The sequence below is a fragment of the Autumnicola aciditolerans genome (genome assembly GCF_041679265.1).
Taxonomy (GTDB): domain Bacteria; phylum Bacteroidota; class Bacteroidia; order Flavobacteriales; family Flavobacteriaceae; genus Autumnicola.
Genome location: NZ_JBGFSM010000011.1, coordinates 129,248 through 144,179, shown reverse-complemented (window position 1 = coordinate 144,179; position 14,932 = coordinate 129,248). Strand labels below are relative to the sequence as shown.

Sequence of the window (14,932 nt, the reverse complement as noted above, 5' to 3'; positions counted from 1 at the left end):
GCGCAGAGTTACAGCATTTATGATAAACTTTATGAAAACCGCAAAACCCTTGGCCTAATAGCAGGAACCTTTTTAGGGGCAACACTTTTTTCATCGCTTATGGGCAGTAAGGATTAAGTGAAATTTATAAAGCTATTAAACAACATTTTCAATTGCCACCTGATGGGTGGTAGTTGAAAGTGTTTTTTTATTGAATTAAAACTGAATTGGTATGGATTTGATGGTATCGGTGTTCTTTGTTAGTCTTTTAATATTAGCCTCCGGTGGTTTGTTTAAATGGATGGAAGACGTTTTTCTTACCGGCCCGCTGATAGCTATGGTGTTGGGAATTATAATTGGCCCGGAGGTGCTTAATATCATTCATTTTAATGGTGAATTTGAAGCAGAAGGAACCATGAAGATCGCCTGTGAATTTACAATAGCCATGGCTTTAATGGCTACCGCTTTAAGGATACCCGATAATTTCTTTAGAAAACACCTGTGGAGCCAGTCAGTCATTATTTGTTTGGGAATGATTTTTATGTGCCTCTTGAGCACGTGTGTATTCTATGTTTTGCTGGATGGTTTTTCATTTACGCAATGCCTTCTTTTTGGAGCTATTATCACTCCTACAGATCCCGTAATTGCTGCCACCCTTATCACTGGTGAAAAAGCCAAAAAATATCTTCCCTCCATGGTTAGAAGAACGCTCTCTTTTGAAGCAGGTGCAAATGACGGGCTCGCCTATCCCATTGTTTTATTTTCAATTTTTCTAGTGAACAATGGCATAAACGACTTTCCTACGGGTAAATTTCTAAAAAATACCATTTTATATGAAACGGTGTTGTGCTCTATAATCGCCTATCTTGTGGGCCGTATAGCCGGATTTTTAATGCATAAAGCCAACGAAAAAAATATCATGAATAAAAAATCCATACTTCCTTTTAGCCTGGCGCTTGCTTTTATGCTTCTCTCCGGCCTGGATGCCATTAGCATGAATGGTATCATTGGAGTTTTTGTAGGAGGCCTGGGATATGCCCGTTACCTCAATAAACAGGAAGACCTCCAGGAAGAGCGCGTGCAGGAATCCATGGAACGAATTTTCACCATTCCCGTATTCTTTTTCTTAGGGATTGCACTGCCCTGGCAGGAATGGATGGATTTAGGCTGGACTGCTGTCTTTATTTGTATAGGCATTTTATTGTTCCGAAGGATTCCTGCTCTACTTCTGCTTATGCCGATTATACCAAAATTCAGGAAAAAATTAAACGATGTTCTTGTAATGGGATGGTTTGGCCCCATAGGAGTGGCTGCTCTTTATTATGCCTTACATGCCAAAGAAAAAACAAGTGTGGAAGAAGTCTGGATTATTCCTACTTTAATGGTGTTCGCTTCTACCATTGTTCATGGAATCACCAGCCTGCCGTTTGAAAGATTATCTTATAAGCTAAGAAAATCTGGGGAAGACGATTAATGTTAAAAAGCGGTTTCGGCATTATTTCTATACCTGCTTTATTCTCACTTTTTTCTTCTTAAGGCGCGTATTGTTCAAAATGCTAATAAGCTGTACTGCTTTAGAAGCAGGGACTGAAACAAAAGCGCAATCCTGTTTAAGTTCAATTAGGCCCAGTTCCTCTTTAGCCAGTTTTCCCTGCTTTAAAAAAAGGCCCGCAATATCTCCTTTGGAGATTTTATCTTTTCTTCCTCCGGAAATAAATAAGGTGGCAAGCGAAGTTTTATTATGAAGCTCCCGGTTGGAAATTTTCCCGATATTTTTAGAATAGCTATCAGGTACAATATAATCCGGCAGTATTTCTTTTTCATACTGAAGAACATAAGCTATTCCTTCTTTATGCATACGGGCGGTGCGGCCATTTCTATGAATAAACTCTTCTTTTCTGTGGGGTAGCTGGTAATGTACAATAAAATCTATTTCAGGCACATCTATTCCTCTTGCAGCCAGATCTGTAGCCAGTAAAATCCTGTAAGTACCGTTTCTGAATTTTATGAGGGCGCGCTCCCGCTCCTTCTGCTCAAGCCCACCATAAAAGCTGCCATGGCTTATCGCTGCTTTTTGAAGAAAATGGCTTACTTCAGCAATGCTCTCTTTAAAATTGCAAAATATAATCCCAGATTTATTCCCGGTGTTTTCCAGAAGCTGTGCCAGGCATTCGAATTTATCCCGGGAAGTGGAAACCAGAAGTTCAGTTCTTAAGCCTGGGTTAGAATCTGAAAGATAATTGACTGTCCTCGCTGAACTAAGGCCTGTAAAAGATGGAATTTCAATATTCTGTGTGGCTGAAGTGAGAATCCTCTTTTTTAGATTTGGAAGTGCAGTAATGATCTCTTTCATTTCTTCTTCAAACCCTACTTCAAGAGATTTATCAAATTCATCTAAAATGAGGCTATGGATATGCTCCACGGCAAAACTTTCTCTTCTTAAATGATCGGCAAGCCTGCCGGGGGTCCCAATAAGAATAGCCGGGGCATGACTTAATTCTTCTTTATCTTTAGAAAAAGCCCTTCCGCCATATACGGCATTTGCTTTAAACCCTGAACCCATTTCCCTGGTTACCTGTTCTATCTGGATGGCCAGTTCCCTGGAAGGTACCAGGATCATGGTTTGTACTTCTTCTAAATCGGGATCTAAATTCTCTAATAATGGTAGTAAGAATGCAAGGGTTTTACCCGTTCCTGTGGGAGAAAGCAGGATGGTATCTTCTTTTGCCATCACTGCCTCAAAAGCCTCTTCCTGCATAGGGTTAAGCTTTTCTATTCCCAGTTTTTGAAGTATTTGCTCTCGATTCTTGAAGGATTTTTTCATACGGCGAAAGTACACTATTTTAATTTCTAAAAATCCCTTGGAATAGCAAGTCATAAAACAAAAAAAAGCTCCTGTTTTTTTACAGAAGCTTTAAATTATACAAAAAGAAAAGTATTTAAATTTTCTTTACTCTCACGGCGTTCATTCCTTTTAAGCCTTTTTCAAGCTCATAAGTAACCTTATCATCTTCATCAATTTCATCTATACAACCGCTTACATGCACAAAATGTTTTTCCTGGCTAGCCAAATCTATAATAAAGCCAAAACCTTTAGAATGATCAAAGAAAGAAACCTTTCCTTCTTTGGGTGCATGTTTATCTTCTTCTTCCCGTTCCTCTTTTTTAGGAACACCTATTTCAATTTCTGAAGCGTCTATTTCAACTTTATCAGAAGGATCAGGAGGAGTATCAGTAAGATTACCATTTTTATCTACATAGGCTATCTCAAAAGAACTACCCTTAGAGCCTGATTTTCGTTCTTCTCTCTTCTTCCGCTTTTCTTCCCGCTTTTTGGCCTTTTGTTTTTCTTTTTCAATTTTATTAAATGTTTGTTGAGATTTTGCCATTCGATTTCTAGTATTGGTATTTATATGGTTTAAAATAATAATTTAATTTGATCTACAGCCGTAATTAAAACTACTTTTTCAAAAATTTTAATCTGCCGTTATGCAAATATAAGATATAATTTACTATTGTCTATTTAAAGATTTAGGAGCCTTTTGCTGCGAGAAAAAATCTAAGACGTCTTATTGCCATTTGCTTCAAATTTTGTGAGAAACTATTGTTAAGTTTTCCTTTTCGGGTTACATAAACCAATAGCCTTTTGTAAATTCAGAAACAATAAAAAAATAGTACAATGAAAGCTGTAGGATTTAAAAAAAGTTTATCAATTGAAGAACAAAATAGTTTCATTGAGTTTGAAACGGAAATACCCAGCCCCGGCGAGCAGGATTTGCTGGTGAAAATAGAAGCAGTATCTGTTAATCCCGTAGATTATAAAGTAAGAAAAGGTGCCGCAAAGGATAAAGAATTAGATTCGCCCAAGATCATTGGCTGGGACGCCTCCGGAGTGGTAGAAGCTGTTGGTGCTAAGGTCAAGAATTTTAAAAAGGGAGATGAAGTTTTTTATGCGGGGGTAATTAATCGTCCTGGTTGTAATGCAGAATACCAGGTTGTTGATGAGCGAAGCGTGGGACATAAACCACAAAATTTGTCATGGGAAGAGGCGGCGGCCATGCCATTAACTTCTCTTACGGCCTGGGAATGTATTTTTGAAAGGCTGAATATTGCTGAAAATAGCGGGGCAGGTAAAACTGTGTTGGTTATAGGTGGTGCCGGCGGTGTAGGTTCTATAGGAATTCAATTGCTAAAAAAACTTACGCAAATGAAGGTGATTGCAACGGCCTCCAGAGAAGAGACTGAAAAATGGTGCCGTGAGAAAGGAGCAGATGTAGTGGTAAACCATAAAAATCTCCAGAAAGAAATGGAGAAAAGGGGTTTTGAAGAGGTAGATTATATTTTGAATTTTTCTAATACTGAACTTCACTGGAATGCAATGGCTGAACTTATTAAGCCTCAGGGACATATTTGTTCTATCGTAGAGACCAGTGAACCGGTAGATTTAAACAAGCTGAAAAACAAAAGTGTCGCTTTCCATTGGGAATTAATGTTTACCCGCCCAACACTGCAAACACAGGATATGCAGCAACAACACGAAATTCTTGAAAGAATTTCCAGTTTAATGGAAGAGGGAATTCTGGAGTCTACTTTAAACGGAACATTCCCGGGTCTGAGTGCAGCAACTTTTAAAGAAGTACATAAACTGCAGGAATCTGGTAAATCAATTGGAAAAAATGTGATTAAGTATTAAAAAAAGGTGCTTCCTGAAATAAAAATATTCTAAAACCTTTAACCCGTTTAACTTGGGGATAGGTTAAATTTAAAACATTTGGGGAAGCACCTTATCGCAATGCACAGAAAATTCTTACGAATTAACGTTTTCCAGGTTTCTTGTTTTTACTTCATAATCCAGATATCCTTTTTTCCCTGTGGTATAAAAAGTATCTTCATCCCAATTGGTTAAAGGAACATTCTGATGAAAACGTTCTACAAGATCTGGATTGGAAATGTAGGGCTTTCCAAAGGCTACAAGATCGGCATTACCTTCATCTATAACCTTATTACCTTTTTCCTGATCAAAATTGCCATTTATGATAATGGTGCCTTTATATATTGGCCGGTATCTTTTGGCAATTTCGGTTTCAGCAAAAGGAATATCAGAAACATCGTTGAAGGGCTCTGATAAATGCAGGTAAGCCAAATCATAATTATTCAGCTTCCCTATAATATAATCAAATGTTGGGATGGTTTCCTCGTCCATAGTCATGCCAAAAATACCGTTTAAAGATGGGTTCAATCTTAATCCTATCCTTCTTTCAGGCATTACTTCTTTTACAGCATCTAAAACTTCAAAAAGAATGCGCGCACGGTTTTCTATTGAACCTCCGTAGTTATCTGTACGGTGATTGGAGGTCGCATTAAAAAACTGGTGGAAAAGATAGCCATTAGAAGAATGTATTTCCACACCATCAAATCCTGCCGACATGGCATTTTTAGCCGCATTTTTAAAATCCTGAACCGTTCTTTTAATATCCTCTACAGTCATTTCCCTGGGTGTCACGGTATCTTTAAATCCCTCTGGAGTAAAAGATTTTGCTTCAGGATTTATGGCTGAAGGCGCCAAAGGCAAATCGCCGTCATGGAAATCTGGATGGGACATTCTTCCCACATGCCAAAGCTGAATAAAAATTTTCCCGTTGGCAGCATGCACTTTTTCTGTTACTTTTTTCCAGCCTTCCACTTGTGCGGCGCTATAAATTCCCGGTGTATTAACATAACCCACCGCTTCTTTAGAAACCTGGGAACCCTCGGTTATTATTAAACCTGCACTGGCCCTTTGGGCATAATATTCATCCTGCATACCTTCCGTAGGTTTATTTTCAGGATTATCTGCCCGGCTTCTGGTCATTGGAGCCATCACCACGCGGTTAGAAAGTTCAAGATCGTTTAATAAATATTTTTGCAGCAGAGGCTGTTTCGTTACAGTCTTCATAGTTTTTCCTTTTTTTTAGCAATTCTAATTTGATTAAACTCAAACCGGCTTCCGAAGTTTTTTTCATAGCAATTTTCTTCCCAAAGAAGCCGGTTTAACAGAATTAAAATTTAAACATGATAATTCTGCCTGTTTAATGCCCTACAAATTTACGCAGATAGCCATGTTTTTTTGCTTGATATATGTTAGCCTGTGCTGTTAAAAAATGTTAAGTCAGGAGATTTCTTTTCGGATGCGACTAAGGCTTTCTGCCTTGATTCCCAAGTAGTTGGCAATAATGTAATTTGGAACACGGCTTTCTATTTGTGGATAGTCTTTACAGAAATCAAGATAACGTTGTTTTCCTGTTTTTTGCAACGCGGAAAGGATCCGGCTGCGCAGGGACACAAAAGCCTTAGTGGTCTTGATACGAAAAAAACGTTCAAATTTAGGGATGCGTTTGTAGAGCATTTCCAGCGTTTGCCTTTCTAGCCCAAGCAACAGGCAATCTTCAATGGCCTCCACATACAATTCTGCTTTCTTGCCGCTAAAAAAGGCCTCAAAATCACTTATCCACCAGTCTTCTACTGCCAACTGAATAATATGTTTATTTCCTGCTTCATCCTGGTAGTATGATTGTAGGCATCCTTTTACCACATAATATTCTGCATCTACCTTATCCCCCGGCCTGGTAAGGAACTGCTTTTTATTAATTTTTTTTTCCGATAAAACGCTAATAAATTCTTCCTCTTCCTGTTTAGAAAGGTGAATATGTTCAGACAAATGCGTTAAAATTTCAGGATACATGAATAAAAATAAGAAGAAACAAGCTTATAAAATTTTATTGATTCCTATACTTGGCAAAATTCGGTTATAAAACAGCAAATTCCTGTACCAAACTTTGAATAAAAATGCTGATAATAATGATCTACTTTCTGCCTGATATTTCTAAATTAGAATATGATCTTTAAAGGAACCGAGCTGCCTGTTCATTAACCTTTGAATGTAAAGATATAAAAATGTAGCTAATCTTTCTTCTCCCGGCGATTACTGCTATTCTTTTTTTACAGGCACCATATATACCGGAATCCTGGTTTTTTCCAGAACTTTGGATGCCACAGTTCCTACCAATAGCTTTTCTAGGGCAGAATGGCTGTGGGTGCCCATTACAATAAGGTTTGCCTTCCAGTGCTTAGCGTAATCCAACACTGCGGCAGCCGTATCTCCTTCAGCAAGATGGTAATCTACAGAAGGATCTCCAAGATGCGCTACAATATTTTTCAAATAATCTTCAGCAAAGCTTCGCATCTCTGTGGCAAGATTTATTTCTGTTGAAATATCATAGCCGTTGTAGCCCATAAAACCGGGATATTCCATTCCGTAATATCCAACATCTGTAAGCACATGGATAAGACAAACCTGCGCTTTAAGGGTTTTAGCAAGTTCATATCCCCGGGTGACCACTTCTTCTGATACCGGATGATAATCTATGGCTATCAGTACTTTTTTCATTTCAATGGAATTGTTTAGGCTGAAGTTACTAAAAAAAGGAGCATAACTTGCGTAGGAGATCAGGAATTTACTCGCCCCTTGTAGCCCTGCTGGTTTTTCTGACGGAATTTGGATGGAGAAATTCCATATTTTTCTTTAAAGATCTTAGAAAAATAGCTTTTATTGATTAGGCCTATCCGGTCCACAATTTCAGCCAGACTATAATCTGTATTCAACAGTAATCCCTCTGCCATATTTAGGCGCGTCTTTTTCACAAAACCGTTCACTGTTTGGGAATATAGTTCTCTAAAGCCCTGTTGAAGTTTATTGGCATTTAACCCCACTTCTTTTGAAATTTCCTCCACATTGTGATAACTGGTAATCTGGTTTTGAATCATTTCTACTGCCTTTTCTACCTGCATCACTTCGTACTTCCTAAGCAGGGAACGCCTACCTTCATCTTTAAGATCGTCCTGATATTGTAAAATCTGAAGGGCAACAATTTCGTAAACTTTACCTTCAATAAACATCTTATTGAGAAAATCTTCACTATCAAAACGGTTAATTTCTCTAAAAATATCATAGATCTTAAGGCTATACCTGCCCTGGTAATAGAAGACATTTTCAGCTTTAGTATCTGTAAAGAGATTTCTTATTTCCTTTTCCATGCTTTTTATTTCACAGCGGGTCTTGATCTCAAACTGGTCCCGCTGGATTTCTACGCTGTTAAGTTGAGATGTAATCCCTCCCTTAAACTGTAGCACATGGCCATTATTGCGCTCACTGGCCACAATTACATTTTCAAATTTGCCAATTTCATGTACAGATAGTTCATTTGAAAAATAATGGTCTACAGAACCTTCAAGAGCATATATAAATTTAACCGGGTGTACATCGCTTTTAACAAATCGAATTTCAAAATCTTCCTTAAAAAAACAGTTGTAACGTATTAGTCCCAACCCATTATGAAAATTAAGGCCGGTGATCTTCCCCTTACCTAAATGTGCAGGAATCCGTATATAATATTCTTCACAATTTTGCTCTTAAGGTATGTTTAATGCGTTGGCTATATCTCTAATTACCTCATCCAGAGGCAAGGAGTTAATTTTTATTGTGTTCAAGAAAAACGGTTTTAAATCATATTTCAAAAATCATCACTGTTTAAGATAAAATAAAATGTTTTAATAAGAGGCTAAGGATTTCATAAATTTTTTCTTCGAGCATAATTTTTAACTATAATTCCAAAGAAACCAGCCTTGGCATCTTGTTGCTTAGTAAAAGATAGATAAAAAAAGCCGCTAATAAAGCGACTTTTTATAAAAGAGGTAAGCAGGTTTTTATCTTCTTTCTCTATAACCGCTATCCCTTGCATGCTCTTCTTCTTTAATCTGATGCTCTTCTGTAACCGTATGTTCCGGAGAACCCAGGCTTCCTCCAAAGAAACCGGCACAGGCACCAAGTAACAAAACCCCAAAAGCAATAATGCTGAAGGTTCCAACGGCATCAGAAATCTTATCGCTTAGTTCTACCGCTTTCTGTTTTGCATTGGCATAAAATTGTTCTGCACTGTCAATAGCTTCCTGAATTCGCTGATCCCAGTTTTCAATCATTCTATCAATATCAGCTTCGCTTAGATTAGTATTTTGCGTTAGATAATTTTTTAATTCTTCCGTCTGGATGTAATCCTGGTTCCCCTGAGTAGTAATCTGAAGATCTCCGTTTTCATCAATATCAAACTGCAGGTCGTTTACAAATTCCTCAATATCCATAGATTTAATCAGGCCTTTTGCCTTAACTCCGGTTTGCTCCATAGCTTCCCGGGTCTCACCCGATGCATCTTCCGGTAAAATATCATACTGCTCTGCCGTATTTACAACTTGCAGAATCTCTTCTTTAATTTTATCTGTAGTTAAATTTGCCTGGTCCTGGGATTGTTGTTGCGCTTTATCCACCTGTACTGTTACCTGTTTAGCGCTGTCTCCTCCAAATAATCCTGAAACCACACTTCCCATACCATTCATAATAGAACCTACTGTAGAGGTAAGAAAATAGAAAGTGACTACGGCATAAAGGGCCCATGCTAAAAAACCATGAATTCCACCATCTGCAGCAGAAGGAAAGCCAGACATCCTTCCTGCCACCATTCCTCCTACAAAGAGAGCGGCAAGATTAGACAGGCCCCACCATATTATAGTTGCTGTCCCTAATCCGGCCAGAGGATCAGATTCCGTCATTGGATCTATGGAGCTTAATCCAATTCCCAGGCCTAATAGATTTAGTAGGAATGCCACAGCTAAAGCGGTAAGCGCTCCTGCAAATATTGCTCCCCAGGAACTTCTTTTTACTTTTTCATCAAAATGCTCTGTGTTTGTGTAAGTTGTTGCCATAATTTAATTTTATTGGTTTTTTATAATTTACCATGCGCTCCTCTAATCCCAAGCATTTAAAGCTGCTTTTAACATCACATATTAGGTTATTTAACAGCAAATTAGCGATCCTAGCATTTTTTCCTCTTCGCCTTAACGGATATAAAATATTAAATCATCTTCTCCTGCTGAAGCATTTATCCGGAATAAATGTATCTTTAAAATATTATATTGCTATGACTATGAATCAACAAGAAAAAAATGAAATAAATGGGGAGAAGCTACAAACGTTGCTAGAGCGAAATTATGATGCCCGGGAAGGTTTTAAACAGGCTATGGAAGATACCCATAATCATGATTTAAAAAGATTTCTGTTTGCAAAAGCCATACAAAGGGGAGAATTTATAGCTGAACTTGAAAACCAACTTGATTCTCTACATGAAAAAGCCCAAAAAGAAGGTACCATTTCCGGCACAGTTCACCGCGCCTGGATTGATTTAAAAACCACCCTTGCGGGCAAAGAGGATGTGGAAGTTCTTGAAGAATGTTTGAGAGGCGAAAAAGTAATTCTGGAAGAGTACCAGGAAACCTTGAAAAAAGAAAATTTTCCGGGAGAATTGGCTGCTGTTTTGCAGAAGCAGATGTTAGAAATTCAAAAAACCCTGGATGAAATTAAATCATTGGAAGACCTGGAGGAACGAAAATGGGATGCAGATAAAGCATTTTCTTCAAAAATATAAAGGTGTTTTATTGATTTTTTACCACGATTAAACTGGCTTTTGCTCCGGTAAGTAAATTCCATTCCTTCCTAGCAAGCGGTTCTCCATCCTCATCAAATACTCTAAGCTCTGCTGTATTGGGGCCGGAGGATCCCTGGTTGAGAGCCTCAAATTCAATATTGTTGAGCCCGTTTGCCAGGGTAATCAAAATGGGGCGATATCCCGCTCCAAGGGAAATACTGGGTTCTACTACAGTCCCGTTAACCGAAATTCTCACCTTATCTCCATCTACATATTCATGATCCCTACAATAAAGCTCTACAAACTTTCCCTTGGTTTTAAAATCTCCAAGATATTGATCTACCCTGTATTCTTCTTTTGCTTCCTTGTCTTTTTTCCACTTCTTTTCATAAACGCTCCCTGCGGTAAGAAGATCATTTTTTGTTTCTCTGAAATCAAGCTTTTTTGGTTCCTTTTTTAAAAATTCACTGTCTGTATTTTCTTCCTTCCTTAATTTTAAAGCGGGAAAAGCTCCCGTTTTACTTTCAGAAGCTGCAGGAATTGCCGTTCCGGAGTTAGTTGCCCTGGGAATTTCAATTTGGGCAAAAACACCTGCTGAAATCAGGAAGATGCCAAGAGTAAGAAACTTTTTCATTTTCAAAATTTATGAAAGGTGATATGGCTTTATACTACAAATATATAGCCAAAATACCTGCTGTCTATTTTTTTTGATCTTTTCCAGAAAGACGCGATGCATATTCTTCTTCCATTTTAGTGTAAACAGACCAGAAACCTTTGGGTTCCAGATCTTCCAACCTGTCTGATAGAATATTAAGATGTGTATGCCATCCCGCGCATACGCTTATTAAAGTATCCCGGTGTTTTGCCAGGTTAGAATGGGTAAGGCGCAAATGAGTAAGATCTGCCTTTCTTTCAAGATGGAAGCTTACCACAGAACTCCCGCTCCAGGTAAATCTTAAAAATTCCGGAATTTTAACCGATACCGTTTTCCCTTCTACCACTTCTCCATCTGCTTTATCCTGAAATTTCTGCGGAATAGGGTCTTCTGCCTGCGACAGGTTTCTATGCTGAAAGATCAATTTTACTTTTCCTCCAGGTATGGTTTCCATTTCGCCTGAAGCGAGCCAAAGGCCGCGTTTATCACTATCGGTAAGGTATTCCCAAACTTCCTTTACTTCATTAGGAAACTCCCGGTTAAAGTTTATAGTGCCATCTTTTTCAATTTTCCCGTACATCTCCATACTTTCTAAAATTATTTTAAGTGCACCTAATATAGTATTTATTATTAATGAAATAATGTCCCTCTTTACCTGAAAAAATATTTCCCTGTCTTTCTGCAGATCTAAAAAATCCAATCCTTTTTAAAAAATTATTTTTCTTCTCCATAAGATTTATGCCTATTTTTTTGAAAAAATGAGGAGTATTGAAGAACTTGCGGGAGTCCTACATTCAGGACCCGATAAAAACCAAACCATGACCATTCATCACCTGCTTGAGGAAAATTCTATCGCCAATAAATTTATAGCTCAGTTAAGGGATAGTTCTGTACAAAAAGACAGATTACGATTCAGAAAAAATATTGAAAGAATTGGGGAAATCCTGGGATATGAACTAAGTAAGAGCCTGGGGTATTCGCAAACTGCAATTACTACTCCATTGGGAGAGGCTTCTGTAAATTTGCCAAAGGATGAGGTAGTGGTTTGTTCTATTTTAAGAGCGGGATTACCGCTGCACACGGGGTTGCTGAATTATTTTGACGATGCTGAAAATTCTTTTATTTCAGCCTATCGTCATCATCCCGACAACGAGGAGGAATTTCAGATCCTGGTGGAATATCTTGCCTCACCTTCGCTGGAAGGGAAAATACTTCTTCTGGCAGATCCCATGCTGGCTACAGGAAGTTCTTTTGTGAATGTATTGGGAGCCCTGGAGCCTATGGGAAAACCAAAAGAAATTCATCTTGTTTCTGTTATAGGGGCCCGTGAGGGAATAGAATACGTGGGCAGGGAATTCCCTGAAAATTCTCATTTATGGATTGCAACCATTGATGAAAAATTGAATGATAAAGGCTATATTGTTCCAGGCCTGGGCGATGCCGGAGACCTTTGCTTTGGCCCTAAATTACAGCACTAGAAAGGATAACCAATTGCAAAATTGAATATAGGACTGCCAAAATCGTAAGACCAGCGTTCTCCTTCAGGAAGTGCCGGGTCATGCATTGGGGCGGCAAGATCAAAACGTATCACAAAACTTTGGATATCTACTCTCAATCCTACTCCTACTCCAATCCCCAGTTCTGTAAGGAAATCTGATCCAAACTTCCCCCTTTCAACAAATTCCTGCTGGGAAGGACTTCTTTCTTCTCCTTCGGGCAAAGAATTTACCTGGGTGTTCCATACATTTCCAGCGTCAGCAAAAACGGCACCTTTAAAAAACTGGTAAATCGGGAAACGGTATTCAATATTTCCCTCCAGCCTTAGGTTTCCTGTACGGTCAAAATAACTGATTCCTTCATTATCTCCCGAGTAACTTCCGGGGCCCAAAGAACGGGTTCTAAATGCCCTTACACTATAAGGCCCACCGGCAAAATATTGCTTAATAAAAGGAAGAACTTCAGAATTACCATAGGCATAGCCATATCCTGCAAACACGCGTGAGGCTATGGTCTGTTCTTTAGCGAAATTAAAATGATACCTAAAATCAATATCAGTCTTGGCATACTGTGCGTATTCCTGGCCCAGAAATTCTTTAGGCCTTTCTGCCCCCGTGCCCGCAACAAGGCTGATGGTGTTGCCGGCAATATCCCAGGTGTTATTAAGAAAAAACTGATGGGTCTCCCCCTTATCTACCATCCCGTTGTATGTAAAGGAATAGGTAAGGCCTGCAATAAACTGCTGCTCAAAACTGCTTTGCAGAAATGGGTTATCCTGGAGAATCTGTTCAAATTCATCACTGGTATTGCTGAGCTTGGTATAAGCTACAGATATTGGTGTTAATTCATGCGTAATGTATCTGTTTGCATCCCATAAATAGCCGAAACTGGCCAGAACAGAGCCAAGGGTAAAAAGGTTGCTCCTGTTCATATAATCAAAGCTAAGGCCTATTTTTGTTTTAGGAATGGAATAGTCAAACCAGTTTTCATTTATTGAAACAGGAAACAAAAGCCTGGGGAAAATAAGGTCTGTACTTAATCCTAATTGAAGAGTACTAAGGCCGGTGTTACTTCCTCCTGCTATCTGTGTCTCGTAACCCACCTTTCCCGTAACATTCAAAATTTCCCCACCCTTAAATAAATTCCTGTTGCTGTAGGTTACTGCCAGTGTGGGTCCCGCAAAATTGTTAGATTTTGTAACTCCCTGTAATTCTGCACGGATAGATCTTTTATTAAGGGGGGAAAGATAAATATTCGCTTGCAGCAGCCCAAGACTGTCTGTAGCGGTGGAATCTATTTCGTTATATTGGATATTTACAAATTTGTATGCCCCAATAGAGCCTAATCTGCGGCTGGTATTTCCGGAAGTTTCAGGACTGTAAAAATCCCCTTCATTTATAAGGATATAAGGATCCAGCCGTTTGGGTTTAAAGAACTCCTCATCCCTGATGTAATTTTTATTATCAAAATGTACGGTATCCAGCTGTATAGAATCGCTCCCAACGGTATAATGTGGATATACATTAACTTCTGCTATCCGGTAAGGAATTACAGCTTTAGGAGGAACATCTTTTTTAAGCTTCAGGAAGAGGTCAAATTGTTTGTTATCGTATTGATTGGTATCTGCTTCAAAAATTAAGAAACCCGGATTAAAATTGTAATATCCCTGGCCTTTAAGGTAATTATCTATTCTTTCCCGCTCCAGTTTCATCACAGGCAAATCAAAACGCATTCCATCTTCAATAGGAGATTCAGGAAGATAGTTTTCTATTTCCTGGTAAATTAGAAGCGAATCATTGTCCAGTCTATAATTCTCAAGAAGATACGGCTGCGATAATCGCGCCCTGTAAAGAACATTCGCTTCTTTATTTTTTTCATCCTCATTGATCTGGCTTCCTACAGAACTGTAGAAAAACCCACGATTTTCCAGGCGGTTTAAAATAAGGTCCTGGGTATTCACGGTCTCCACATCTGAAAGGTATACCGGCTCTTCCCCAATTTTTTTATTCAGAAATTTATTAATAAACCCGGGCTTTTCCCGTTGTGCCTTATAATAAAAATAAAGGCCGGGGCGCATTCCCAAAAATTCGGTGTTGGGAGAAGGAAGCAAAACTTCCTCAATTTCACTTCTTACCTCTGCCAGATCTTCAATAGTACTTGTGGTGTCCAATTCCAGGTTCGCACCTGTATATAAAAATTTGCCTTCCGGGATAAATTTTTCCACACTGCAGGAGTATATTGAAAATACTGCAATTATAACGGGTAATATGTAGTGCTTAGCTTTTTTCAC

14 protein-coding genes are annotated in these 14,932 nt (G+C 38.6%); 4 read left to right on the top strand and 10 right to left on the bottom strand.

All coding sequences use genetic code 11. The features are described from left to right. Nucleotides 1–211 precede the first annotated feature (211 nt). Nucleotides 212–1,453, top strand: a complete 1,242-nt coding sequence (locus tag AB8M93_RS13105; protein ID WP_373058384.1) for a cation:proton antiporter — start codon at nt 212–214, stop codon at nt 1,451–1,453. A gap of 27 nt (nt 1,454–1,480) precedes the next feature. Here AB8M93_RS13105 and AB8M93_RS13100 read toward each other — a convergent pair whose 3' ends face one another. Beyond that, nucleotides 1,481–2,803: a DEAD/DEAH box helicase gene (locus tag AB8M93_RS13100; RefSeq protein WP_373058382.1), complete on the bottom strand. Its 1,323-nt coding sequence runs from the start codon at nt 2,801–2,803 to the stop codon at nt 1,481–1,483. 115 nt (nt 2,804–2,918) lie between these two features. After that, nucleotides 2,919–3,368, bottom strand: a complete 450-nt coding sequence (locus AB8M93_RS13095) for a cold-shock protein (RefSeq protein WP_373058380.1) — start codon at nt 3,366–3,368, stop codon at nt 2,919–2,921. A 290-nt stretch (nt 3,369–3,658) separates the two neighbouring features. Here AB8M93_RS13095 and AB8M93_RS13090 point away from each other — a divergent pair, with 290 nt between their 5' ends. Next, nucleotides 3,659–4,672, top strand: a complete 1,014-nt coding sequence (locus AB8M93_RS13090; protein WP_373058378.1) for a zinc-binding alcohol dehydrogenase family protein — start codon at nt 3,659–3,661, stop codon at nt 4,670–4,672. 114 nt (nt 4,673–4,786) lie between these two features. Here AB8M93_RS13090 and AB8M93_RS13085 read toward each other — a convergent pair whose 3' ends face one another. The 5 genes from AB8M93_RS13085 to AB8M93_RS13065 all read right to left on the bottom strand — a co-directional run bounded on the left by AB8M93_RS13085 (nt 4,787) and on the right by AB8M93_RS13065 (nt 9,771). Next, nucleotides 4,787–5,914 (bottom strand): alkene reductase, encoded by a 1,128-nt coding sequence (locus tag AB8M93_RS13085; protein ID WP_373058376.1) that lies wholly within the window; start codon nt 5,912–5,914, stop codon nt 4,787–4,789. Nucleotides 5,915–6,127: 213 nt separating this feature from the next. Next, a complete protein-coding gene (locus AB8M93_RS13080) occupies nt 6,128–6,676 on the bottom strand; it encodes a Crp/Fnr family transcriptional regulator (RefSeq protein WP_373058374.1) in 549 nt (182 codons plus the stop codon). A 270-nt stretch (nt 6,677–6,946) separates the two neighbouring features. Next, nucleotides 6,947–7,405 carry a universal stress protein gene (locus tag AB8M93_RS13075; RefSeq protein ID WP_373058372.1) on the bottom strand — a complete coding sequence of 153 codons (459 nt, stop codon included), beginning with the start codon at nt 7,403–7,405 and terminating at the stop codon, nt 6,947–6,949. A 59-nt stretch (nt 7,406–7,464) separates the two neighbouring features. Next, complete coding sequence (locus tag AB8M93_RS13070) at nt 7,465–8,370, bottom strand: helix-turn-helix domain-containing protein (protein ID WP_489671760.1); 906 nt, start codon at nt 8,368–8,370, stop codon at nt 7,465–7,467. A gap of 351 nt (nt 8,371–8,721) precedes the next feature. Then, nucleotides 8,722–9,771: a hypothetical protein gene (locus AB8M93_RS13065; RefSeq protein ID WP_373058368.1), complete on the bottom strand. Its 1,050-nt coding sequence runs from the start codon at nt 9,769–9,771 to the stop codon at nt 8,722–8,724. A 221-nt stretch (nt 9,772–9,992) separates the two neighbouring features. Here AB8M93_RS13065 and AB8M93_RS13060 point away from each other — a divergent pair, with 221 nt between their 5' ends. Beyond that, nucleotides 9,993–10,490, top strand: coding sequence for a ferritin-like domain-containing protein (locus AB8M93_RS13060; RefSeq protein ID WP_373058366.1), 498 nt, complete (start codon nt 9,993–9,995; stop codon nt 10,488–10,490). Nucleotides 10,491–10,497: 7 nt separating this feature from the next. Here the strand turns inward: AB8M93_RS13060 and AB8M93_RS13055 are convergent, their stop codons facing one another. Both AB8M93_RS13055 and AB8M93_RS13050 read right to left on the bottom strand, forming a co-directional pair. Further along, nucleotides 10,498–11,124 carry a hypothetical protein gene (locus tag AB8M93_RS13055; protein WP_373058364.1) on the bottom strand — a complete coding sequence of 209 codons (627 nt, stop codon included), beginning with the start codon at nt 11,122–11,124 and terminating at the stop codon, nt 10,498–10,500. A 64-nt stretch (nt 11,125–11,188) separates the two neighbouring features. Further along, nucleotides 11,189–11,845 carry an SRPBCC family protein gene (locus tag AB8M93_RS13050; RefSeq protein WP_373058362.1) on the bottom strand — a complete coding sequence of 219 codons (657 nt, stop codon included), beginning with the start codon at nt 11,843–11,845 and terminating at the stop codon, nt 11,189–11,191. 118 nt (nt 11,846–11,963) lie between these two features. Between AB8M93_RS13050 and upp the strand changes: the two genes are divergently transcribed. Next, entirely contained in the window at nt 11,964–12,623 is a 660-nt protein-coding gene (upp, locus tag AB8M93_RS13045) for a uracil phosphoribosyltransferase (RefSeq protein ID WP_373058388.1), read from the top strand. On the opposite strand, the gene tamL is transcribed toward upp, so the two are convergent. Further along, nucleotides 12,620–14,932, bottom strand: a complete 2,313-nt coding sequence (gene tamL / locus AB8M93_RS13040; protein WP_373058360.1) for a translocation and assembly module lipoprotein TamL — start codon at nt 14,930–14,932, stop codon at nt 12,620–12,622. The genes upp and tamL overlap by 4 nt on opposite strands.

Bases quoted from the DNA above. Each gene is read 5' to 3' on its own strand.
- AB8M93_RS13105 (WP_373058384.1), top strand. From the start codon at position 212: ATGGATTTGATGGTATCGGTGTTCTTTGTTAGTCTTTTAATATTAGCC.
- AB8M93_RS13100 (WP_373058382.1), bottom strand. From the start codon at position 2,803: ATGAAAAAATCCTTCAAGAATCGAGAGCAAATACTTCAAAAACTGGGA.
- AB8M93_RS13095 (WP_373058380.1), bottom strand. From the start codon at position 3,368: ATGGCAAAATCTCAACAAACATTTAATAAAATTGAAAAAGAAAAACAA.
- AB8M93_RS13090 (WP_373058378.1), top strand. From the start codon at position 3,659: ATGAAAGCTGTAGGATTTAAAAAAAGTTTATCAATTGAAGAACAAAAT.
- AB8M93_RS13085 (WP_373058376.1), bottom strand. From the start codon at position 5,914: ATGAAGACTGTAACGAAACAGCCTCTGCTGCAAAAATATTTATTAAAC.
- AB8M93_RS13075 (WP_373058372.1), bottom strand. From the start codon at position 7,405: ATGAAAAAAGTACTGATAGCCATAGATTATCATCCGGTATCAGAAGAA.
- AB8M93_RS13065 (WP_373058368.1), bottom strand. From the start codon at position 9,771: ATGGCAACAACTTACACAAACACAGAGCATTTTGATGAAAAAGTAAAA.
- AB8M93_RS13060 (WP_373058366.1), top strand. From the start codon at position 9,993: ATGAATCAACAAGAAAAAAATGAAATAAATGGGGAGAAGCTACAAACG.
- AB8M93_RS13055 (WP_373058364.1), bottom strand. From the start codon at position 11,124: ATGAAAAAGTTTCTTACTCTTGGCATCTTCCTGATTTCAGCAGGTGTT.
- upp (WP_373058388.1), top strand. From the start codon at position 11,964: ATGACCATTCATCACCTGCTTGAGGAAAATTCTATCGCCAATAAATTT.